At 39.2% G+C, this 21,974-nt stretch carries 22 protein-coding genes and 1 tRNA gene; 11 read left to right on the top strand and 12 right to left on the bottom strand.

The window, feature by feature from the left end; all coding sequences use genetic code 11:
- Positions 1–17 precede the first annotated feature (17 nt).
- The 3 genes from NFR61_RS04250 to NFR61_RS04240 all read left to right on the top strand — a co-directional run bounded on the left by NFR61_RS04250 (position 18) and on the right by NFR61_RS04240 (position 3,164).
- The gene (locus NFR61_RS04250; protein WP_251620928.1) at positions 18–1,274 is read left to right on the top strand and encodes a phosphoglycerate kinase; all 1,257 of its coding nucleotides are present in this window, start codon (positions 18–20) and stop codon (positions 1,272–1,274) included.
- Positions 1,275–1,788: 514 nt separating this feature from the next.
- Entirely contained in the window at positions 1,789–2,199 is a 411-nt protein-coding gene (locus tag NFR61_RS04245) for a hypothetical protein (protein ID WP_251620926.1), read from the top strand.
- Between the two features lie 2 nt (positions 2,200–2,201).
- Entirely contained in the window at positions 2,202–3,164 is a 963-nt protein-coding gene (locus NFR61_RS04240) for a hypothetical protein (protein WP_251620924.1), read from the top strand.
- A 59-nt stretch (positions 3,165–3,223) separates the two neighbouring features.
- Here the strand turns inward: NFR61_RS04240 and NFR61_RS04235 are convergent, their stop codons facing one another.
- Positions 3,224–3,592, bottom strand: a complete 369-nt coding sequence (locus tag NFR61_RS04235; RefSeq protein WP_251620922.1) for a DMT family protein — start codon at positions 3,590–3,592, stop codon at positions 3,224–3,226.
- Positions 3,593–3,687: 95 nt separating this feature from the next.
- Between NFR61_RS04235 and NFR61_RS04230 the strand changes: the two genes are divergently transcribed.
- The 7 genes from NFR61_RS04230 to NFR61_RS04200 all read left to right on the top strand — a co-directional run bounded on the left by NFR61_RS04230 (position 3,688) and on the right by NFR61_RS04200 (position 10,081).
- A complete protein-coding gene (locus NFR61_RS04230) occupies positions 3,688–4,530 on the top strand; it encodes an AAA family ATPase (RefSeq protein ID WP_251620920.1) in 843 nt (280 codons plus the stop codon).
- Between the two features lie 22 nt (positions 4,531–4,552).
- Entirely contained in the window at positions 4,553–5,515 is a 963-nt protein-coding gene (locus NFR61_RS04225) for a DUF4435 domain-containing protein (protein ID WP_251620918.1), read from the top strand.
- A 104-nt stretch (positions 5,516–5,619) separates the two neighbouring features.
- A complete protein-coding gene (gene ruvB, locus NFR61_RS04220; RefSeq protein WP_251620916.1) occupies positions 5,620–6,648 on the top strand; it encodes a Holliday junction branch migration DNA helicase RuvB in 1,029 nt (342 codons plus the stop codon).
- A 59-nt stretch (positions 6,649–6,707) separates the two neighbouring features.
- Positions 6,708–8,219 carry a sensor histidine kinase gene (locus NFR61_RS04215; RefSeq protein WP_251620913.1) on the top strand — a complete coding sequence of 504 codons (1,512 nt, stop codon included), beginning with the start codon at positions 6,708–6,710 and terminating at the stop codon, positions 8,217–8,219.
- 42 nt (positions 8,220–8,261) lie between these two features.
- Entirely contained in the window at positions 8,262–8,951 is a 690-nt protein-coding gene (rprY, locus tag NFR61_RS04210) for a response regulator transcription factor RprY (protein ID WP_251620911.1), read from the top strand.
- Between the two features lie 88 nt (positions 8,952–9,039).
- Positions 9,040–9,474, top strand: a complete 435-nt coding sequence (rpiB, locus tag NFR61_RS04205; protein WP_251620909.1) for a ribose 5-phosphate isomerase B — start codon at positions 9,040–9,042, stop codon at positions 9,472–9,474.
- 25 nt (positions 9,475–9,499) lie between these two features.
- A complete protein-coding gene (locus NFR61_RS04200) occupies positions 9,500–10,081 on the top strand; it encodes a hypothetical protein (protein ID WP_251620907.1) in 582 nt (193 codons plus the stop codon).
- Here the strand turns inward: NFR61_RS04200 and NFR61_RS04195 are convergent.
- The 11 genes from NFR61_RS04195 to aspS all read right to left on the bottom strand — a co-directional run bounded on the left by NFR61_RS04195 (position 10,078) and on the right by aspS (position 21,361).
- Entirely contained in the window at positions 10,078–10,983 is a 906-nt protein-coding gene (locus NFR61_RS04195; RefSeq protein ID WP_251620905.1) for an ATP-binding cassette domain-containing protein, read from the bottom strand. The two genes, NFR61_RS04200 and NFR61_RS04195, sit on opposite strands and share 4 nt — an antisense overlap.
- Positions 10,984–10,999: 16 nt before the next feature.
- The gene (gene mutL, locus NFR61_RS04190) at positions 11,000–12,829 is read right to left on the bottom strand and encodes a DNA mismatch repair endonuclease MutL (protein ID WP_251620902.1); all 1,830 of its coding nucleotides are present in this window, start codon (positions 12,827–12,829) and stop codon (positions 11,000–11,002) included.
- 16 nt (positions 12,830–12,845) lie between these two features.
- The gene (locus NFR61_RS04185; protein WP_251620900.1) at positions 12,846–13,166 is read right to left on the bottom strand and encodes a hypothetical protein; all 321 of its coding nucleotides are present in this window, start codon (positions 13,164–13,166) and stop codon (positions 12,846–12,848) included.
- 11 nt (positions 13,167–13,177) lie between these two features.
- On the bottom strand, positions 13,178–14,239 hold the full coding sequence (locus NFR61_RS04180) for a lysylphosphatidylglycerol synthase transmembrane domain-containing protein (RefSeq protein WP_277613052.1): 1,062 nt from the start codon (positions 14,237–14,239) through the stop codon (positions 13,178–13,180).
- Positions 14,240–14,310: 71 nt separating this feature from the next.
- Positions 14,311–14,387, bottom strand: a tRNA-Ala gene (locus tag NFR61_RS04175).
- A gap of 50 nt (positions 14,388–14,437) precedes the next feature.
- Positions 14,438–15,499: an endonuclease/exonuclease/phosphatase family protein gene (locus NFR61_RS04170; RefSeq protein ID WP_251620897.1), complete on the bottom strand. Its 1,062-nt coding sequence runs from the start codon at positions 15,497–15,499 to the stop codon at positions 14,438–14,440.
- Between the two features lie 9 nt (positions 15,500–15,508).
- Positions 15,509–16,429: a rhomboid family intramembrane serine protease gene (locus NFR61_RS04165; RefSeq protein ID WP_251620896.1), complete on the bottom strand. Its 921-nt coding sequence runs from the start codon at positions 16,427–16,429 to the stop codon at positions 15,509–15,511.
- 19 nt (positions 16,430–16,448) lie between these two features.
- Complete coding sequence (locus NFR61_RS04160; protein WP_251620895.1) at positions 16,449–17,267, bottom strand: rhomboid family intramembrane serine protease; 819 nt, start codon at positions 17,265–17,267, stop codon at positions 16,449–16,451.
- Positions 17,268–17,291: 24 nt separating this feature from the next.
- Entirely contained in the window at positions 17,292–18,461 is a 1,170-nt protein-coding gene (locus NFR61_RS04155; RefSeq protein ID WP_251620894.1) for a PSP1 domain-containing protein, read from the bottom strand.
- A 28-nt stretch (positions 18,462–18,489) separates the two neighbouring features.
- The gene (locus NFR61_RS04150; protein ID WP_251620893.1) at positions 18,490–19,608 is read right to left on the bottom strand and encodes a DNA polymerase III subunit; all 1,119 of its coding nucleotides are present in this window, start codon (positions 19,606–19,608) and stop codon (positions 18,490–18,492) included.
- Between the two features lie 10 nt (positions 19,609–19,618).
- Positions 19,619–21,361 (bottom strand): aspartate--tRNA ligase, encoded by a 1,743-nt coding sequence (aspS, locus tag NFR61_RS04145; protein ID WP_251620892.1) that lies wholly within the window; start codon positions 21,359–21,361, stop codon positions 19,619–19,621.
- Between the two features lie 129 nt (positions 21,362–21,490).
- Between aspS and NFR61_RS04140 the strand changes: the two genes are divergently transcribed.
- Positions 21,491–21,970 (top strand): CvpA family protein, encoded by a 480-nt coding sequence (locus NFR61_RS04140; RefSeq protein ID WP_251620889.1) that lies wholly within the window; start codon positions 21,491–21,493, stop codon positions 21,968–21,970.
- The last annotated feature ends 4 nt before the right edge of the window (positions 21,971–21,974 follow it).

Genomic DNA, 21,974 nt, shown 5'->3' with positions numbered 1-21,974 from the left:
CTATTAATAATAATTTTATGCAGACAATTGACACTTATGATTTTAAAGGTAAAAGAGCATTGATTCGCGTAGATTTTAATGTGCCTTTGAATGACAAATTTGAGATTACGGATGATACTCGTATGAGAGCCGCTGTCCCGACGATTAAAAAGGTTTTGGCAGGAGGCGGTGCTGTGATTCTGATGTCACACCTGGGACGCCCCAAAGGTGTGGATGTGAAATTTTCGTTGAAACACATATTGAAACATTTGGAAGAATTGTTGGGATGTCCGGTGAAGTTTGCCGATGATTGCGTTGGCGAAAGCGCAAAGAAACAAGCTGCCGAATTGAAACCTGGTGAAGTGTTGTTGTTGGAGAATCTTCGTTTTTATGCGGAGGAAGAAGGCAAACCGCGCGGATTGAAGGAAGATGCTTCGGATGAAGAGAAAAAAGCTGCGAAGGCTGCTGTGAAAGAATCACAGAAAAAGTTTGTAGAGACGCTGGCTTCTTTGGGTGATTGCTGGATTAATGATGCTTTCGGTACGGCGCATCGGGCTCATGCTTCTACGGCCTTGATTGGAAAATATTTCCCGAACGACAAGCTGTTCGGATATGTGATGGAAGGTGAACTGAAAGCGGTGGACAGCGTGATGAAGAATCCGAAACGTCCGTTTACGGCTATTATGGGAGGTTCCAAGGTTTCTTCCAAAATCGATATTATCATGAACCTGATGGACAAAGTGGACAATCTGATTTTGGGAGGAGGTATGACGTACACTTTCAAAGCCGCATTGGGAGGACACGTCGGCAGTTCTATCTGCGAAACCGACAAATTCGACCTGGCTCTGGATATTCTGCGGATTGCCAAGGAAAAAGGTGTGAATCTGGTATTGTCTAACCAGGCTGTCATCGGAGACTCGTTCAGTAACGATGCCAATGTGCAGGTTTGCGATCCGATGAATATTCCCGATGGTTGGGAAGGTCTGGATGTCGGTCCGGAAACTCGTGAGCGTTTTGCCAAAGTCATCGAAAATTCAAAAACGATTCTCTGGAACGGTCCCGTGGGCGTGTTCGAAATGCCGAAGTTCGCCGAAGGTACGAAAGCCATAGCCGAAGCTATCGTAAAAGCGACGGAAAAGGGAGCTTTCTCATTAATCGGCGGCGGTGACTCGGTGGCTGCTATCAACCAGTTCCATCTGGCCGACAAAGTAAGCTATGTATCCACCGGCGGTGGCGCTTTGCTCGAATATATCGAAGGCAAAGAATTGCCGGGAATCGAAGCTATTCGAGGATAAGCAATATTTTCCGTTAGAAAAAGCAATCAGTTGTCTGGTTGCTTTTTTTGTTTTGTATTTATAAAATATGATGTTTGTTGAATTTAATTAAGATTTATATTTTTGTAGACAAATCAAATTCTATATGCCTATGGGATAATAAAAGCATGAGAGTGCGTATATTTTAAAATATTGGAAAAAGCGTTTAGCTTGTATTCTTGTTCTTGAAACTTCGACAATTTCAAATGACAACTGAGAGTAAAGCAAGGCGCTCACGCCAACAGGCGTGGGCTTTACTTTTTATTCAGTTGTCTAGGTAGTCGAAGACCTCAAGAACGGATAGCAAAGTTTTGTCCACGCTTTTTTTATATCCGCACATTACTTTTTGGGACAATTAAATTAATCTAATAACAGTTTAAATTATTGATATGAAAAAAATTATTTTTATTTCGATTCTTGCAGCCGTATGTTTGACTTCTTGTGGACCACGAAAAAATTGATTCCTCGTGCTGTAAATACAATAAATACAGCTTCATTGGAGGTATTAAATCTTGAGAGGAACGATTATGAGATTTTGAATACGATTACAGCAGAAGCGGTTATTATGTATTATCAAAAATCCAATAGTTATACAATAAGTTGTCCAGATGACGATTTCTCTGTAACATATACTTATGGCAAAATGGGTTGGGATTGTAAGTTTAGTGGAATTTTTAGGGCTGGTTATCTTTCTGGGGATGCGCCTTTTGTTTCAACAGCGCTTTCTCCGGAGGAAGTTGCTAGAGGATTGGCAATTTATCGGGTTATCAATACTGCAAAACAAGAGGGGGCTGATGCTGTTATAGCGCCTACGATTACTACGAATGTAGAACAAACTAATAAAAAAGTTGTCGTTTATAAATCAACGGTTACGGCAAAGCTTGTTAAACTCAAAACAAATAATTAATTATGAAACGATCTTTTTGTATTAAATATGTTACCATGTGCTGTGTTGTGTTAGCTTTAATGGCATGTGGTGCAAGTAAAATAGTCAGCCCAACGCCTAAAGTAATTAATTTGGCTTTGGTGGCGGATGCTGATGCAAACAAGTATGTCGATTTGGATTATGGCGTTCGTCTCTATGTAAAAGATGGTCGTTCCAATACGAAAGTGTTGCAGAAATACGATGCCAGTGCGATTTATCTGCCGCAGGTGACTGTGAATCCGGAAGTAATGTCATTTATTCCGGAAAGTGTCCGTCGCTATATGCGGACTATGGGATTCAATCTGGATGCCGATGTTTCAACGGATTATATGCTGACGATGCTTTTGAAAGAGTTTAATGTAAGCTATCTGTCCGGTATCGGGTGGTCGGCAACCGTTCAGTTTAATGTTGAGGTTCAAGACCATAACCGTACCTTGGTATATCCGAATGTGTTGGTAGCCGGACGAGCTAATCGTAACGGCAGTGCCAGTGATTTTACATTGGCGGCACAGACATTGAATGCGGCTTATGCCAATGCTTTACGTGACGTGGATTGGGATAGGATTGCCTTTTTCCTGAAAAAGGCTTCTTCCCCGAAACTTGAAAAGAATAAACAAGTGACCGGAGAGGGCAATACCGCATTAGAATCGACGGTTATCCGCTGGTTCGTGGAATCTACACCCCGGGGAGCAGACGTGTACACTCGTGTCGTGTCGTCTACGCCGGAAGTGAAAAATACGAATCAGAATTTTATCGGTTCTACGCCTTATGAATCTACGGAGACGTTTGATATCAAGGGGTTGACTTTTAATAACTCGGGTAATGTTCAGATAGAGGTTATTTGTGAGAAGGCAGGATATGTGACACAGCGTCGGCGCTTTAATCTTCGTCAAGTTATTGAACAAAAAGAGATTTCAACGAAATTTAATTTGATAAAAGAAGAATAATCTTTTATTTGGTTTGTGATGTAATGTCCTGTTTCCGCATACGTAGAAACAGGGCATTTTTATTTCATAAAAACGAAGTATACGGCGAGAATCAGACAGATGGCCGCTGCAATGTGATTCCATTTTAGGGTTTCTCCTTGGAAGAAAATCATGGTAAAGACGGCAAAAATAATCAGGGTGATGACTTCCTGTATGACTTTTAGCTGGACGAGGGAGAAAGGGCCTCCGTTGTTTTGAAATCCGATGCGATTGGCTGGTATTTGGAGCGAATATTCAAAAAATGCCATGGACCACGAGAGCAGGATGACACCGATAAGCGGCCAGTTGTTGGTAATCTTCATTTCTTGCAGCTTCAGGTGGCCATACCAAGCGAAGGTCATGAAGATATTGGAGAAAATTAGCAATATGATCGTGTATAGCGCTTTCATAGACGTTGTGTTTAAGATAAATCACTACAAAAATATAGTTTTTATCGTTCTGTTTTTCGTTTTTAGTTTTATATCTTTGTAAAAAGACCTTGTGTATGAAAACGAATTTGATTCATAGCATAGAGATTTGCAATGTCTGGAAGAGATACGATTTTTGTTGGGAGAATTTGAATCCGGACGTGAATATCCTGATCGGGATTAATGGCAGCGGTAAAACGACGCTTTTCAATATCATTGATTCCATTTTTACGGCAGACGTGAAACGTCTGAAGACATACGGGGTGAATGTGAAAGTTGGGATAAACGATTTTGTGATGGAATACGGCTCCGGAACGACGGCCGCTGATTTGAAAAAATGCCTGTCTTCGTTGCACTATTTGAAAATCAGTACGTTTGACGTTCCTATAAAGGACAAGCCGAAGGCAGGCAAAGAGTACAGCCAGCTTTACAATGAACTTCACGATATAGTCTATAATATCGGCGGCGATCGGCCTTCTTTCTCGGATTACCGCCTCAAGGCGACGAACTTCCCGGAGCAGGCGGGAAAAATCAACGGACGGATAAAAATGTTTTATGAGACCGTTAACCGTCTGTTCGCCAAAACGCAGAAAACCATTGAAATCGATCCTCATACGAATCACCTGATATTTAAAGACGGGGAGGAGTCTATTCCTCTGTACAAGCTCTCTTCCGGAGAGAAACAATTGTTGATTATCTTGTTGTGGGTGTTTCTGATGGAGGAGCAGCCCTACATTCTTTTGATGGATGAACCGGAGATTTCGTTGCATATAGAATGGCAGTACCGTTTGTTCGAGGAAATCCGGAAGCTGAATCCGTATTGCCAGATTATTACCTCTACGCATTCCCCCAGCCTTTTCGGTGATGGATGGGGGGACAAGCTGTTTTTCGTGGAGGATCTGGTGAAAATCAGAAAATAGAAGGTGTTATAGCTTTTGAAGTATGTTTGGTGTACGTGCGGGTAGTGAAAACAGAGAGGCGTATTTTGCCGGCTTGGCAAGGCGTTTTGTTTCGGATGCGAAGATGTTCCGGTGCCGGGCGGCCGTGCATGTCGAAAATAAGGACGACATCATTTTTTGGAGTACGGTGCTCAAGCATTTCCGTCCCGATGACCGTTTCCATTTTTTGGCGGGATCACGTAATGAGTTCGGGCATGAAACGAGCGGCGTGACGCAGTGTCTGAAATACCGTCATGCGCTGAGCAGGGAGTTTTTTATTTGCATCGACAGCGATTACCGTTATCTGCTTCATGAAAGGGGTATCGATGTGGAACATTTTATCTTGCAGACATACACGTATTCTTTTGAAAACCACCATTGCTATGCGGCCGGTTTGAACGAGGTGTGCAGCCGGATCGCCCGTGTGCCAAACCGGGTGTTCGATTTCAGGAGGTTTTTGACCCGTTTTTCCTGCATTGTCTATGAACTTTTCATTTGGCATCTTTATTTCCTGAAATCGGATCCGGCCCGTTTTAATAAATACGATTTCAACCAGTATATAAACATGACTTCCCGGAAGTCGCTGCTTTCCGTAGGGGATAACGGACAGCGGATACTCGATGAGCTGGAGATGAAAGTGAGGAGGAGGGTGGTGTATTTTGAGCGGAAATATCCGAATGCAGACCTGCAGCATGTCCGGGAGAAATATGCGCAGCTGGGGGTCGTGCCGGAAACGGCGTATCTGTTCCTGCGGGGGCATAATGTGTATGATATGGTCAGCTGCCTGTGTCAGGAGGTGTGCAAGATGCTGCTGAAAGGGGAAAAGCGCAGCCGGCGTACCCGGAGTGCCATCGCCGCGCTGTATAAAAACCGGCGCAATGTGGATTCGCAACTGAAAAAGAACATCGCTTACGGGGAATATGCGGCCATCCGGAAAATAGAGGAAGATATCCGGAAGCTATTGTAAAATGTTAATCTTCTCTTAATTTGTTTATTATTCCGCTACTTTTCGATTTTAACACTTTGAGGAGAGGCATTGTTTTTATATTTTTGAACGCAGATGTATAAAATATGGGTGATTTTGATATAAGAGACAACAGCCTGAAAGAGACGGATAAGGAGTTCGAGCGTGCGTTGCGTCCTTTGAGTTTCGAAGATTTTCAGGGTCAGAAAAAGATTGTGGAGAATTTGCGGATATTCGTGAGTGCTGCCAAGATGCGGGGGGAGTCGCTGGATCATGTGATTCTGCACGGACCTCCAGGATTGGGGAAGACGACCTTGTCGGCTATTATCGCGAATGAGCTGGGGGTCGGTATAAAGATCACCTCGGGGCCGGTATTGGATAAGCCGGGGGATTTGGCGGGACTGTTGACGAACTTGGAGGAGAACGATGTCCTTTTTATAGATGAAATTCACCGGCTGAGTCCGATTGTGGAGGAGTATTTGTACTCTGCAATGGAGGATTACCGGATAGATATAATGCTGGACAAGGGACCGGCGGCTCGTTCCGTCCAGATACAGATTAATCCTTTTACCTTGATCGGTGCCACGACCCGGAGTGGGTTGCTGACGGCTCCTTTGCGTGCGCGTTTCGGGATTAATTGCCACCTAGAGTATTATGACACGGATGTGCTGTCGGGAATCATCAACCGTTCGGCCGCTATTTTGAATATCGGGATAACCAGTCAGGCTGCGTTGGAGATTGCCTCTCGGAGCCGTGGCACTCCGCGTATTGCCAATGCATTATTGAGAAGAGTGCGTGATTTCGCGATGGTGAAGGGGTCGGGGCAGATCGACAGGGATATTACCCGTTACGCGTTGGAGGCTTTGAATATCGATAAATACGGTCTGGATGAGATGGACAACAAGATTCTTCTGACCATTATTGAGAAATTCAAAGGGGGACCTGTCGGATTGACGACCATTGCGACAGCAGTGGGAGAGGATGCCGGTACCCTGGAAGAAGTTTATGAACCTTTCTTAATCAAGGAAGGATTTATAAAACGCACGCCCCGGGGACGGGAAGTGACGGAATTGGCATTCAAACATCTGGGAAAAGATGTCCGGCGGACGGACTGGGAACAGCCGACTTTATTCTGAGGTATCGGTGGTGTGAGACTGTGTGGTTTATGAATTAAAACGGATAATATTTGTGGGGTATGAGAAAAAAGCAGATTATCGTATTGGGTATTGTGTTGGGTTTGTCTTTGTTGGGATTGATATTTATGCAGGCACATTATTTTCAGACGGCATTTAGACTAAGGAAAGCTCAGTTTGATTATACTGTGAATCGTTCTTTGACAGAGGCCATTGCTTATATAGAGGAAAAAGATAAGATGAGTGAGAAGGAGGAGGAGTTTCAAGAAAATGAAATAAATGCAGAAGAGAGTTATAAACAAATAGGGACGGGAAATGAAATTATTGTAGGGCGAGTTTTAAGTTTAATTGATTATGAAGAGGGAAGTATAGATGGGGGAGATTATTTGGGAAAACAAAGTAATACAGGCTTCCAAACTTCTTTATTAAAGTTTCGGCAAGCGATAAAAGAGCAATTGGGTACTGATTTTGATTTGGTGGTGGCAAAGAAATTTCAAGATTCTGAACGGACGGTGGAGGAACGTATTAAAGGGATGAATTTGAAGAATATACTTTCAGAACATTTGCGGAATAATGGAATAAAAATAGATTTTGAGTTTGCCATTAAAGAGAAAGACCATTTTATAGTAATGTCCCAATGTTTTTTTAATAGACATTCGGATTATACTTTTACCCGAAAAATGTATTTTGGTGGTACTCAAGGGCAGGCAACTCTCTATTTAATTTTTGCAGATAGGATGTATGATACTTTTTCGTCGATATTGTTATTATTGCCTAGTTTGATTATTACGTTGTTGCTGGTACTTTGTTTTGTTTTCTGTTTGGTGGTGATTATTCGTCAGAAAAAATTATCAGCGATAAAGAATGATTTTATCAATAATATGACTCATGAATTTAAAACTCCTATTGCAACGATTTCTTTAGCAGCGCAAATGCTGAAAGATGGTGCTGTACAACAGACACCTGATACGATAGAGCATATTGCTGGTATTATTCGCGATGAGAGTAAACGATTGACATTTCAAGTAGAAAAAGTATTACAGACGGCTTTGTTTACAGAAACCAGAATGAAGTTGAAATTGAAGAATGTTAATTTAAATGAGATTATCGAAGGTTTATTAATGAAATTCAGTTTGCGAATTCAGGATAAAGGGGGAAAATTGTTGGGGCATTTGGATGCGGAGCGAGATGAAATCTTTGCGGATGAGGTACATATTACAAATGTATTTTCTAATTTATTGGATAACGCGATTAAGTATTGTGTAAAAATACCGGAAATCAGTGTATATACCCGAAATAAAGGGGATGAAATGATTGTTAGTGTAATTGATAATGGCATAGGAATTGCAACGAAAGAACAGAAATTGATTTTTGAACGATTTTATCGTATTTCAACAGGTAATTTGCATGATGTTAAAGGTTTTGGTTTGGGATTATCGTATGTAAAGAAGATTGTCGAGGCTCATGGCGGGCGTATAGAAGTAGATAGTGCATTGGATAAAGGAAGCCGTTTTGATATTATTTTACCATTGATTTCAAAAAAACAAAAAGTGAAGAGAACTTTATTTTTTTAAAATCGTATCTTTTTCAAAGAAATTATTTAAAACTATATAGCTATGAATGAGAAAATTAAAATTTTATTAGCCGAAGACGATACAAATTTGGGCATGCTTTTGAAAGAGTATTTGAGAGCGAAAGGATTTGATACCTTTCTTTGTGAAGACGGGGAGGTGGCTTATGAGTCTTTTTTGAATCAGCCGTTTGATTTATGTATTTTCGACGTGATGATGCCTAAAAAAGATGGCTTTACATTGGCGAAAGATGTTCGGCAGATTAATAGCGAAATTCCGATTATTTTCCTTACGGCGAAAAATATGAAGGAAGATGTTTTGGAAGGTTTTAAATTGGGAGCAGATGATTATATGAGTAAGCCTTTTAGTATGGAGGAATTGTTGTTAAGGATAGAGGCCGTTTTGCGTCGTTCTGCAGGATTAAAGCCAGAGGATGAACAAGAAGTTTTTAAAATTGGAAAGTTGACATTTAATTCTAAAAAACAAACTTTGTTTGATGGAGAGGATGAGCAGAAATTAACAACAAAAGAATCGGAATTATTAAGATTATTATGCTTGAACGTAAACAAAGTGTTGGAAAGGAATTATGCATTAAAAAATATTTGGGCAGACGATAATTATTTTAATGCACGAAGCATGGATGTTTATATAACCAAATTGCGTAAACATTTGAAGAAAGATCCTTCGGTGGAAATTATTAATGTACATGGAAAAGGGTATAAATTGATACTTTGATATAGTAAAAGGTTGTCAATATTTTAATTAGAAATCGGAAGCGTGTTGCTTGTTGACAGCTTCCGGTTTTATCATAACATATATTACTATGAAGATTGCAATAGCTTGTGACCATGCCGGATTTGAATATAAAGAAAAACTGGTAGGTTATTTGGAAAACTCTGGAAATGAAGTGAAAGATTTCGGAACTTATACATCAGAAAGTATGGATTATCCGGATACGGTGCATCCTTTGGCAGGTGAGGTAGAAAAAGGGGAATTTGAAAAAGGAATAGTACTTTGCGGTAGTGGAAATGGAGTTTCGATGACAGCTAATAAACATCAGGGGATACGTTGTGCTTTATGTTGGAATGTAGAGATTGCTTGGTTAGCTCGTTTGCATAATGATGCGAATGTTTGTGCGATACCTGCCCGTTTTATTGCTTATGAAGAAGCGGAGGAAATTGTATCACGTTTTTTAACAACAGAATTTGAAGGAGGAAGGCACCAAAGAAGGGTGGAAAAAATACCAGTGAGTATTTAGTCTTTATTTCGAAAGCTATTATTCTATGTATAGAATTGTCTTTTGTATTTTGTGTGCTTTGTTTTTATGCACTTGTCGTCAAGAAGAGAACACCAAAGTATATGTTCGTATTGTGGGAGGAGAAGAACAGGTTTCCACAGTTTTACGGGTGGGAGAACGATCGTTTTCTTTAGTTTTGGATTCTATTGGGGAAGCTGAAATAGATTTGTTTTTTCTAACGGAGGTTTCAGAAGGTGTGTTGAGGCATGGTCGGTATGAATTGCCTTTATTTTTTGAACCTAATCAGAGTTTTGAGGTGTTTATAAATTTGGATTCTAATGATTTTGGAGCGGAGTTTAATGGGGAAGGTGCATTAAAAAATGAAATATGGAATAGTGAACTTTTTTCTCCTTTTCCGGATTCTGTTTTTAGACTTGAAGAAATTGCTTTTGGGAGATTTGTAGGACAAAAACGTTTACAATTAAAGACTTGCATGGATTTTGGGGAGCAGAATGATTCGTTATTTAAGGCAAAGATTCAAGAGAGATTGGAAGAATTGTTATTAAAAGAGGTTTCTAGTTATTCGGAAAGGCATACTAATAAGGCAAATGAGAGTGTGAAAGATTAAGAAGAAGTAAGGGAATGAAATAATTCTTCTAAATTTTTTTCTTTGATTTTTAATTCGATAATGGGGCAATGGTGTTCTGCTGCCAAATTAAATAGAAGAATGCGGGGATCGTAATTTGAACTTGTTTCTATACGGAAAGTGTTCATTTCGGTTTGTTGTATAATCATGTTTTCTAAATCGGCCAACCATTGAGTATTACAATTCGGAGCAAAACGTATTTCGATACACAAACTTTCTTGTTTATTTAAATTTAATTGATTTTTGTAGTAGTCTGCAACTAAGTTTCCTTTGTTTATAATTATAATACGGTCACAAATAGCTTTTACTTCCTGCATGACATGTGTCGATAACATGACTGTTTTTTCTTTGCTAATGTAGGTGATTAAATGGCGTACCTCTTCCAATTGATTGGGGTCTAAGCCTGTCATTGGCTCATCTAATATTAATATATCGGGATTATGTATTAAGGCTTGGGCTAATCCGACCCTTTGTTTATAACCTTTAGAAAGTTGTCCTATTTTTTTACCTGTTTCTGGTAACAATCCTGTTAGTTCCATTATTTCTTTCGTACGATTTTCTGGATATAGGGTATGGTATAGACGAGCAACATACATTAAATATTCTTGAATGTACATATCTGGATATAATGGATTGTGTTCGGGTAGATAACCAATTCTTTTTTTAGCTTCTAAAGGAGCTTTTTTTATATCGAAATTTTCAATGATAGCTGTCCCTGTAAAATCAGTAAGATAACCTGTAATGATTTTCATCATAGTCGATTTGCCTGCTCCATTGGGACCCAAAAATCCGCATATTTCTCCTTTTTTCAATGAGAAACTAATATTATTCAGCGCTTTTTGTTTTCCGTAAAATTTACTGATATTTTCGACTATAATAGACATAATTGGTGGATTTAATTTATTTAAACCAATTGTTTGCTTCTTCAAAGTTTAATATATGGATAATCGTTTTGCCGTCTGCGGTATAGTTATGATGCTGACAAGCAAAAAGATTATCTATTAAGTCGTTCATTTCTTGTTCATCAAGAGGGGTATTATAATTAACCGCAGCTGCTTTAGCAAGGGCTAGAGCAACTTTTTCTGTCATTTTTCTTTTAATATCTCCTTCTGTATTTTTATAGTGTTCAATGAGTTGGATAAATATCTGTTGAGCGTGGGATTGAGATAAATCAGGAGGAGTTGTTTGGATAGTAAAACAGTTCTTTCCTGATTCTTGGAGTTCGAATCCTAAAAACTCTAAATCTGGTTGGATTTGTTTTATTAACATGAAATCGGAAGCGGAGAGTTCCAGTGTTTCGGGGAATAGACTTTTTTGACCGATTATTTTTTGTGTAGAAAGTGTATGTGTATATTGTTCAAAAAGTATTCTCTCGTGTGCTCTTTTTTGGTCAATAAACATTAAACCGGAATGTACGGGAGTTACAATATATCGCCCTTTCATTTGAAGAAAATGGGCGTGAGGTTCTTGATTTTTTACAGATTCTTCAATTTCGGGAAATCCTGTTTGTTCCGGTTGTTTTTTTTCTTTTAAATCATTAAATAAAACTTCCCAATTGGCCGGCACTTTTTCTGTTTTCTTTTCAAAATCGGAATCAGCCTTACTGATACCTGCCGAACGATAATTAAACGGATTGTAATTCGGGTTATAATTGATTTTTGGAAGATAAGGAATAGAAGAGGTTTGAGAAGGTTCGTATTCAATACTTCCTTCCGTATCAAAATCTAAAGGTGGTGTGACATTGAATTTTCCTAGTGCTTCTTTAATTCCAGCCATGAGAATCTGGAAGAAATCCGTTTCATTTTGGAATTTGATTTCTGTTTTGGTTGGGTGTATATTGACATCAATTAAAGCTGGATTTATAGAAAAATAGATAAAATAGGATGGAATACAATCATTGTCTAATAGTCCGGAATAAGCTTCCATAACGGCTTTATGAAAGAAATTGTGCTTCATAAACCGGTTATTGACAAAGAAGTATTGTTCACCATATGTTTTTTTGGCATGTTGAGGGTGACACACAAATCCTTTTATAGAGACTAATTCGGTAGTGCATTCAATAGGAATAAGTTTACTATTTAGATTTTTACCAAAAACGTTAACTACTCGTTGTCTGATACCGGAACTGGGGAGATTATAAATATCATTTCCATTATTGCAAAGATTAAAGGCAATATCGGTGTGAGTGAGGGCAACTCGAAGGAATTCATTGATAATATTGCGAAGTTCTGTGGAATCGGATTTTAAAAATTTCCTTCGGGCTGGTATGTTAAAAAAAAGGTTTTTGACACATATGTTGGTACCTTTAGGGGTATTTACGGATTCCTGTTGTTTTACTTCAGAAGCAGCAATGAATAAGAAATTTCCCAACTCATCTTCTTCTCGTCGGGTTTTTAATTCCACTTCCGCAACGGAAGCAATGGAAGGAAGAGCTTCACCACGGAAGCCGAGAGTGTGAATGTTAAATAAATCTTGAGCAGAAGAAATTTTGGATGTGGCATGTCTTTCAAAAGCCATACGGGCATCTATGGTGGACATTCCTTTTCCATTGTCAATAACTTGTATACTTGCTTTTCCTACGTTTTTTAGTATAACTTGAATATGAGTCGCTCCGGCGTCGACGGCATTCTCCATTAATTCTTTTACAACAGATGCAGGTCGTTGAACAACTTCACCAGCTGCAATTTGATTGGCCACCGAATCGGGTAATAATTGAATAATGTCAGCCATTTTTATAACTTAAATATTACATTCCGAAAAAATGGAACAGACTTTCGGAATGGCGCATAATTAAATAAAGAGCGATTAAAAAGACTCCGATAAGAATTAAAAACATGCGTACGGCATATTGGCCATTGTATCCTTTTCGATTAGCTTTTCTTTCTTGGTACAGACTTCTGAATTTCCCGTCTAAATGGGGTATATAAACATCTTTTCCATCTTCTTGTATGCCTAATTCAGCTTTTACCCGTTTCTCTCTTTCGTCTCGCTCTTCTTTCTCTGGATCCCAGTAGCGGGGTTTTAAATCAAATTTTCGGGTATCTTTTCTTTCAAACATTCGTCCCATATAGCTTACTTTTATTTTTTCTGTCCGAAGTGTTTATTTATCCATTTGGGTACTAAAAATGCGCCGATGAATAGATAGGGATAATAACTAATAAGTCTCCATAATAAAGCCATGGCGACCGCAACACTTGCTCCCGGTAAAAATTCTCCGAGGTATTTGGAAAATACGTATTCTGCAAAACCGCTTCCGCCAGGAGTTGGACTAATTAACATCATAATCCACATAATTAATTGGCGGGCAAAAATCAGAAAATGTTCCATTAGATTGTATTTCCCTGCCCAAAATGCCATAAGAATAGCATTTACAACCCAATAGCGGGCGGTCCATGAAAAAAAAGTGGCGCCGAAGGTTTTAAGCCAAAAGGAGAACGGCATCTGTTTTAATTCCTTAGAATTACGGATAATATCATATCCTGCTTCATTTGCACTGTGTCGCCATTTACGTAAAATACGTAATTTAAAACATTTTAGGATGAGATATTTTAAACTGCGTGGATTTCTGAAAAGTCCGTAACTAAGGACTAGAAGATAGAGTAATTTAATTGTATATCCTCCGATGGCAAACCAATACAGACTTTTGACAACAGCCTCATTATTTCCCGGCATGTTCCATAATGCATTATGATTGACACAGAGAAGTATGATGGGAAACATAATGATAAAATAGAGCTCATCCAAAAAAGAGGTTGCCATAACAATGGCAGAACTTCGCCCAACTTTTACGCCTTCTTTGTTTACAAATAGAATGGCAATACTTGTACCGCCAATGGCAGAAGGGGTAACGGCAGAGGTAAACTCCCAGAGGAAAATGATACGGAAAGCTTGTTTCCAGGTTAAGCGCTGACCGGAAAGGATTCGAACTCTAATAGCATAGCCAATGTCTCGTATAGCCATGCAAAGAAGGGCAATAAAAAGCCAAAAAACAGAAATCCAGGTAAAGGTGATAGCGTCGAAAGCTTCTATATTAAATTCTTTATAGAGCATGTACGACACAACGATTAGCCCGATAAAAATCGGATAAATAATTTTATAAGGACTGATTTTTTTCGTTAGGGTTTGTTGTTCGCCCTCCATAATTATTTTGTTTCGATGAACATGCTAAATTAGCAAAAATAAAGAAAACGGACAATTTTTTGATTGTCCGTTGGTGGAGAATATCGGAGTCGAACCGACGACCTCTTGCATGCCATGCAAGCGCTCTAGCCAACTGAGCTAATTCCCCTTACTGAATTTATACGACAAAAATAAGATTTATTTTGTAAGAAGACAAATCTATGGTCTGATTTTTAGTTTGCAACTGATTGGGTAATGGTCTGATAGATTTACACTTTGACGGGTATAACTAAGCGTAATAAAATCGGAGGAATGAAGAATGTAGTCTATGCGAAAAGAGGGAAATTCGCCAATGTAAGTATTGCCTAAGCCTTTTCCCTTTTGTAAGAAGCTATCGGTTAATCCTGTATTAATAGTCTTGTAAATATAGGAAAGTGGAGTGTCGTTGAAATCTCCGCAAAGGATTATTTTATAGGGTGATTGTTGGATATGTTTTTGTATTAAAATGGCTTGTTTGGCTCTGAATTTATTGGCTTTGATAATATGGGAAAGAATATTTTTAATACCATCTGAGAGTTTTTCCGTATTGCTGGACGTGATATTTTTTACAAATTTTCTTTCCTCTTGTCCGAGTTTGTAAGATTCCAGATGTACGTTGTAAATTCGGAGGGTGTCTTTTCCTTTCTGGATGTTGCAAAACAAGGCGGGAACGCAGTTCTTCGTATTGTCGGCTGGAATTTGCCCAGAGTGGAGTATGGGAAGTCGGGAGAAAATAGCCATATCCCTATAATGGCAGTGGAATGGATACGTGGATAGTTGTTTTATGATATGTTGGGTATTTGCATCTTGATTCGTTATAGGGAATTCTTGTAAGCAGATGAGATCACCTTTAAATTGGTTTAGGTAATCAATCAGTTTATTATAAGTACGTTTATCTTGACTCCACTTGTATTTATCGAAAAAACGGACATTATAGGATAAAACCGAAATATCGTAAGAATGCTCCTCTGTATCGGAAGAATTTGTACCGTAATAACTGGTAAAAAAGGGAATTCCTGAACAGAGGACGATTAAGCTGACTATCACCATTTTTTTCAATCGGGCAATCCAATAAAGTAATAATAAAATATTGGCAACCAATAAATAAGGATAAGCTAAACCGAGTAAAGACGGAATAATGAATAAATTAGGATTGATATATCGGGCAGTATAAGCTCCTAATAAGCCAATCCAAAACGGAATACTGATAAGGAATATGATTTTATCTAATAATCTGCCCATGTGTAGGAATTATTTACCTGATTTGAATAGAATCTCTTTTTCTTTTCGGGTCAGGCTTTCGTAACCGGATTTGGATATCTTATCTAAAATCTTATTAATTTGTTCTTCTTTCCGTTTTTTGTATTCATTGTATTCCCGCTCATTCATTTCGGCAACGTGTTTCTTATAGTGGGGACGGGGAGATACCGAAAATAATTTATTTATTTGAAAGAAAATGAAGACAATACCTCTTGTTAAGTTTATATTATGCCGGATGCCTACAATAAAGAAATAACCGAATAAAGCCCCGCCTAGATGGGCTATATGTCCGCCGGCATTGGCCGAAGGGATGCTAAGTATATCTATAGCAGCAATAAAAATAGCGATATAAATCAATTTGACTGAACCGATAACAAAAACATGGATATATCGATGAGGTAAGTAACAGCATACGGCAAATACGATAGCCATAACCGATGCGGAAGCTCCGATAGCAGACGTATTGTATAAAGATGCTTCAAATAGCGGTAGAAAATTATAACAGAGTAAGTAAAATAATCCTCCGGAAAGTCCTCCTAAAATATACATCCCAGTAAGCTCATATTGAGTAAAGTGTTGTAAGAAAAAACTACCAAACCAATAGAGCCATAACATATTAAAAAGGAGATGGAGAAAGCTGAAATGCGTAAACATATAGGTGACAATAGTCCACGGCTTGTGTAGAAAAAAATTCCAATAGGCGGGTAAGCCTAAATTATCAAGAAAAATACCGTAAGAAAGAGTTGGAGCTCCCCCGGTCAGGATAAATAACATATGAACAACTTTGATAAACAGGAATAAACCGATATTAATATAAATTAGTTTGGTTAAAGAAGAACCTTGACGGAATGAGTGTTTAATGCCGTTCCAAAGATTGTCTGAAAAAGAATATCCGTTAGTTCCGTAATTCATGAATAATCTTGGCTTAAATTTAATAAAATTGTCGGCGGTTCTTGTTCCAATGTCTGATAAGGAAAAATCCGAACAGCATTCCTCCCAAATGGGCGAAATGAGCGACGTTGTCTCCTACGCTGTTTTGAATACCGAGGAAAAACTCTATAATACCGTAGCCTATTACAAAATACTTGGCTTTGATAGGGATGGGAAGAAACATAATAAATAGTTCCGTATTCGGGAATAACATACCGAAAGCTAACAAAATGCCGAAAATAGCCCCGGAGGCTCCGATGGTGGGAATATTGACAACCTCGGTAATGACTCTTTTGAAAAGTCCTTCTCCGGCTTGAATATATTGAATGGAATCGGGGTTATTTGTCCAATCATCGACAAGTTCCCATACCCAAGGTGCGGGTTGGGATATATGGGCTCGGATAAATTCGGCAAGAAGTTCCGGCTGCGGAGTATTTTGAAAAGCTGAAAACTGCTCATACATTTGATGATATTCCCACCAGCCGACAAGGCTGTGTAAAGCAGCAGCACCTAATCCGGTAACAAAGTAATAGATAATAAAACGTTTCGTACCCCATATTGATTCCAGTACGCGTCCAAACATAAAAAGAGCGAACATATTGAAAAACAAATGTCCTAAATCTCCGTGCATAAATAGATGCGTAACGTATTGATAAGGAGTCCAAAATTCAGATTGAGGTAAATGAAGCCCTAATACATTTGATAATCGAATATGAGTCTTTTGTTCGATGAATAAAGTCAGGAAATACATTATCGCATTGATGAGGATAAGTACTTTGACAGCGGGTGTAATACCGGAATATGGACGATAATTATTCATAAATCAAATCTATCGGTAAATCCATTACTCTTTGGGCGTATTTTCTGATTCTTGGCGCCGGGGAGATTTATTATTCCGGGGATTATTGTTTTGGGAACGGTTATTATTATTCCGGTTTTTTGAACGGCGTTTTTTCTGTTTCTTTTCATCAAAACGGCTTAAACTCTCTTCTCCCACTCCGTCAGTGTATTTAATTTCTTCCGTCTCTTCTTCTACATCATTGGCTTTGGGAGGAATAATGCCTTTACGATTCATGGCAATGATTTCCTTAATCCGTTTTACGGATAATTTTATTAAAGTTCCTTTTCCTTCCTTATCAAAAGCGTAATACATGGTTCTGCCGAAAATGTCAGTCTTTTGGTGATAAAGCAACCCTTCGCCTGTATTTAATGTAAGATTGGTGGCAGGAAAATCTTTCTGTTCATCAATATAAGCATCAACTTCATAATTCAGACAACACTTCAGTTTCCCACATTGTCCGGCAAGCTTTTGGGGATTCAAAGATATATCCTGATAGCGGGCGGCGGAAGTAGAAACGGAAATAAAATTGGTGATATAAGTCGAACAACATAATTGCAAACCACATGGCCCGATGCCTCCGATTCTTCCAGCTTCTTGTCGTGCTCCGATTTGTTTCATCTCAATTCGGATATGAAATGTTTCCGCTAATACTTTAATCAAAGCGCGGAAATCAACACGATCCTCTGCAATATAATAAAAAATGGCTTTTGTCTTATCTCCTTGATATTCGACATCACCGATTTTCATATTGAGTTTCAGATCTGCTGCAATCTTTCGGGAGCGAATCATTGTCTCATATTCGAGTGCGATAGCCTGTTGCCATTTCTCTATATCATGCGGTTTAGCCTTCCGGTATACTTTTTTAAGCGGATTCTTTTCTAAATCTATTTTTTTCATACGCAATTGTTCCTTCACCAACTCTCCTGCGAGGGATACAATTCCGATGTCATGTCCTAAAGCGGCTTCCACGGCAACAATATCACCTTCTTCAAGGTGAAGGCCTAAAGGATTACAGAAAAAAGCCTTTCGGGTATTTTTGAATCTGACTTCTACAATTTCAGAGATACAACTGTTTGTCGGTATTTTTTTTAGCCAGTTATAGACAGACAATTTACCTGCCAGCAAACGATGGTCAATAACCGGTATATTTATATTATCATTGTTTTCATTCATAATGCATTGTTTTTACTTGTTTTTGTCTTTAAGGACGGATATTTTGCATGACTTTAATGCAGAGGTCCGTAAAGACAATTTTGGCATTGCCGTTGCGGCTTATATCATTGTATGCCCTCTCAAATTCCTCGAATAGGGCAATGAGATTACCTTCGTGTACGTATGGAGAAAATTTTACGGAAAAATTTTTTTCTCGTTCGGTCATATAATTTAAATTATTAATACCGAAATTCTTTATAAAATTCTCCCGAAGCATCCGGAGGGCGTGGGCTAAGAAATTTTTTTGCTTTTCCCGTCCTGCTCCGGTAATTTCCGTTACCCATTCATTGACCGGAATCATTTTTCTTTCCCAGCATAAACGCATCAGACTGACAAATTTTTCCTGATGATATACTTGTTCCTCCGATTCATGTAACAGGCATAATGCCCGATGCCAGTTGCCGGCGGCAATGTGGGCGTACTCCTCTGCCTTCTCCGGGGCAATATGCTGTTCGGCAATCAAATGTTGTTTAATCTCTTCTTTCTCCAATGGGGGAATATGGATACGTTGCGTACGTGACTGAATGGTATTAATAATTTGTTCCGGATGTTCCGATACCATTAGAAAAAGCGTCTTGTCGTAAGGCTCTTCGATAATTTTCAGAAGTTTGTTGGAACACTCCTGATTCATTTTTTCCGGTAGCCATACAATCATGATTTTATAATCCGACTCAAACGCCTTTAAATTGAGTTTTCGGAGAATATTGCCGCTCTCCTCTGTATAAATGGCTGCCTGGGCATTGTCTTCCACTCCCATCTCTGCATACCATTCCTCCAAATTGAAATAAACGCTTTGAGACAGAAGATGTCGCCATTCATTCATATATTCGTCGCTGACGGGAGACTTTGTCTTGCGCACAACCGGGAACACAAAATGAAGGTCGGGATGAATAAACTTTCGCATTTGCTTGCAGGCCGGACATTCCCCGCAAGCATCTTCTTTCTTGGCACCTGTACACAGAACATATTGGGCGAAAGCCAATGCTAAAGCTAAAGAACCGTAACCGGTATCACCGGTAAAGAGTTGGGCATGACTGACCCGTCCCGTTTGTAGGGAAGCAATCAATCGTTGCTTAATCTCCCGATGACCGATAACGTCTTTAAACATAGGGTGGGAATTAAACTAACTTTATTCCTAATTCCTTAAACTGTTCTTCACTGACTTCTGATGGAGAATCAATCATGACATCACGTCCCGAATTGTTTTTCGGGAAAGCAATCGTATCGCGGATACTGTCGAGGCCTGCAAACATAGAAACCAACCGGTCGAAACCGAAAGCAATACCTCCGTGAGGGGGGGCTCCGTATTTGAAAGCATTTAGAAGAAATCCGAATTGTTTGTCTGCTTGTTCAGGAGTAAAGCCGAGGCAACGGAACATACGTTGTTGTAACTCTGTATTGTGGATACGTATAGAACCACCGCCGACTTCCACACCGTTGATAACCATATCGTAAGCATTTGCTCGGACGGCGCCCGGATTACTTTCCATTAATTCGATATCCTCCGTATTGGGGGATGTAAACGGATGGTGCATAGCATAGAAACGTTGGGTTTCTTCATCCCATTCCAACAAGGGAAAATCAACCACCCACAGCGGTTTAAAGACATTCTTGTCGCGCAGACCGAGCCGGTCACCCATCTCCAGACGTAACTCGCATAATTGAGGCAGGGTCTTATTCTTGGGACCGCAAAGAATCAGTATTAAATCTCCCGGTTTGGCACCGCAAATAGCACTCCAGGTTTTTAAATCTTCTTCGCTGTAAAATTTATCGACGGAAGATTTCAGACTACCGTCTTCATTATATTTTACATAAACTAACCCTTTGGCACCGATCTGAGGACGTTTAACAAAATCAGTCAGTTCATCCAATTGTTTGCGGGTATAAGAAGCACATCCGGAAGCGCAAATAGCACCGATGTATTCGGCCGTATTGAAAACAGAAAAATCTTTATTTCTGGCTACTTCGCTTAAATCCACAAACTCCATTCCAAAACGGATATCCGGTTTGTCACAACCATAATGCTCCATTGCATCATGCCAGCTCATACGGGGTAAAGCAGGCAAATCAATACCTTTGAGTTCTTTAAACAGATGGCGAATCATGCCTTCAAAAATATTCAGCACATCGTCCCTTTCCACAAAAGACATTTCACAATCTATTTGGGTAAATTCGGGTTGGCGGTCGGCACGTAAGTCTTCATCTCGGAAACATTTTACAATTTGGTAATATCGGTCGAAGCCGGCTACCATCAATAACTGTTTGAAGGTTTGAGGACTTTGGGGCAAAGCGTAAAACTGTCCTTGATTCATGCGGGAAGGAACTATAAAATCCCTGGCGCCTTCCGGTGTACTTTTAATTAGTACCGGAGTTTCAACCTCCATGAAATGTTGTCCGTCAAGATAATTTCTTACTAGATGAGCCATCTTGTGACGCAACTCCAGATTCTTTCTGACCATAGTACGGCGCAAGTCTAAATAACGATACTTCATGCGTATCTCATCCCCTCCGTCCGTATTGTCTTCAATCGTGAATGGCGGAATTTCCGACTGGCTGAGAATAGTTAATTCCGAAATTAGAATTTCAATATCTCCCGTAGGAATCTTATTGTTTTTACTGCTTCTTTCCACCACTTTCCCTTTCACCTGAATAACAAATTCCCTTCCCAATAATGCTACTTGTTTCTTTATATCTTCGGGGGCAGATTCCTCTATCGTCAATTGCGTAATACCGTAACGGTCACGTAAATCAATAAACGTCATCGCTCCGAGATTCCTGATTCTTTGTACCCAGCCGCTCAGGCATACATCTTCATTTTTGTTTTCTAACCGGAGTTGGCCGCAGGTATGTGTTCTGTACATATTCTTGATAAAATTTATAATTATTTTAACAAACCACGAAAATACGAACAATATCGGAAGAAACCTTGAAATCTGTGGGAAAAATAAAGAATTCACCTTATCTTTGGTTCCCAAAATTAAAAAATAGACGTGAACCTCATAGATATTATACTCTTGCTCCCTCTGGTGTATGGTGCATACAAAGGATTTTCCAAAGGTCTGATAGTGGAAATCGCGACATTGGTAGGTGTAATACTGGGAGTTTATATTGCCATTCATTATTCGGACGTGACAGAAGTACTGTTACGTGATTTCTTGAATATCACCTCCGGCTATCTTTCTTATATTGCTTTGAGTATAACATTTTTGGTCGTAATGGTCCTCATTTTCGTATTGGGGAAAATGCTCACGAAAATTATAGACATGGTCTCATTGGGATTGGTAAACAAACTTTTGGGTACTATCCTGGGAATAGCGAAATATTTTCTTATTCTGTGTGTATTATTGCTGCTGGTAGATGCGTTGGATGATAAATTTCATTTTATGAAAAATGAGACAAAAGAGAATAGCCTTTTGTATCATCCTTTTCTTACCTTTGCCCGGCAAATGTATGATATGATAAAATCTTAAAACG

This window comes from Odoribacter lunatus, assembly GCF_943193135.1.
Classification (GTDB): domain Bacteria; phylum Bacteroidota; class Bacteroidia; order Bacteroidales; family Marinifilaceae; genus Culturomica; species Culturomica lunata.
Note: the sequence above shows the minus strand (reverse complement) of the source record. Positions and strands in the feature narration are given on the sequence as shown.

Coding starts and splice junctions, on each gene's coding strand:
- NFR61_RS04250 (WP_251620928.1), top strand. CDS start 18: ATGCAGACAATTGACACTTATGATTTTAAAGGTAAAAGAGCATTGATT.
- NFR61_RS04240 (WP_251620924.1), top strand. CDS start 2,202: ATGAAACGATCTTTTTGTATTAAATATGTTACCATGTGCTGTGTTGTG.
- NFR61_RS04235 (WP_251620922.1), bottom strand. CDS start 3,592: ATGAAAGCGCTATACACGATCATATTGCTAATTTTCTCCAATATCTTC.
- NFR61_RS04230 (WP_251620920.1), top strand. CDS start 3,688: ATGAAAACGAATTTGATTCATAGCATAGAGATTTGCAATGTCTGGAAG.
- NFR61_RS04225 (WP_251620918.1), top strand. CDS start 4,553: ATGTTTGGTGTACGTGCGGGTAGTGAAAACAGAGAGGCGTATTTTGCC.
- ruvB (WP_251620916.1), top strand. CDS start 5,620: ATGGGTGATTTTGATATAAGAGACAACAGCCTGAAAGAGACGGATAAG.
- NFR61_RS04215 (WP_251620913.1), top strand. CDS start 6,708: ATGAGAAAAAAGCAGATTATCGTATTGGGTATTGTGTTGGGTTTGTCT.
- rprY (WP_251620911.1), top strand. CDS start 8,262: ATGAATGAGAAAATTAAAATTTTATTAGCCGAAGACGATACAAATTTG.
- rpiB (WP_251620909.1), top strand. CDS start 9,040: ATGAAGATTGCAATAGCTTGTGACCATGCCGGATTTGAATATAAAGAA.
- NFR61_RS04200 (WP_251620907.1), top strand. CDS start 9,500: ATGTATAGAATTGTCTTTTGTATTTTGTGTGCTTTGTTTTTATGCACT.
- NFR61_RS04195 (WP_251620905.1), bottom strand. CDS start 10,983: ATGTCTATTATAGTCGAAAATATCAGTAAATTTTACGGAAAACAAAAA.
- mutL (WP_251620902.1), bottom strand. CDS start 12,829: ATGGCTGACATTATTCAATTATTACCCGATTCGGTGGCCAATCAAATT.
- NFR61_RS04185 (WP_251620900.1), bottom strand. CDS start 13,166: ATGGGACGAATGTTTGAAAGAAAAGATACCCGAAAATTTGATTTAAAA.
- NFR61_RS04180 (WP_277613052.1), bottom strand. CDS start 14,239: ATGGAGGGCGAACAACAAACCCTAACGAAAAAAATCAGTCCTTATAAA.
- NFR61_RS04170 (WP_251620897.1), bottom strand. CDS start 15,499: ATGGGCAGATTATTAGATAAAATCATATTCCTTATCAGTATTCCGTTT.
- NFR61_RS04165 (WP_251620896.1), bottom strand. CDS start 16,429: ATGAATTACGGAACTAACGGATATTCTTTTTCAGACAATCTTTGGAAC.
- NFR61_RS04160 (WP_251620895.1), bottom strand. CDS start 17,267: ATGAATAATTATCGTCCATATTCCGGTATTACACCCGCTGTCAAAGTA.
- NFR61_RS04155 (WP_251620894.1), bottom strand. CDS start 18,461: ATGAATGAAAACAATGATAATATAAATATACCGGTTATTGACCATCGT.
- NFR61_RS04150 (WP_251620893.1), bottom strand. CDS start 19,608: ATGTTTAAAGACGTTATCGGTCATCGGGAGATTAAGCAACGATTGATT.
- aspS (WP_251620892.1), bottom strand. CDS start 21,361: ATGTACAGAACACATACCTGCGGCCAACTCCGGTTAGAAAACAAAAAT.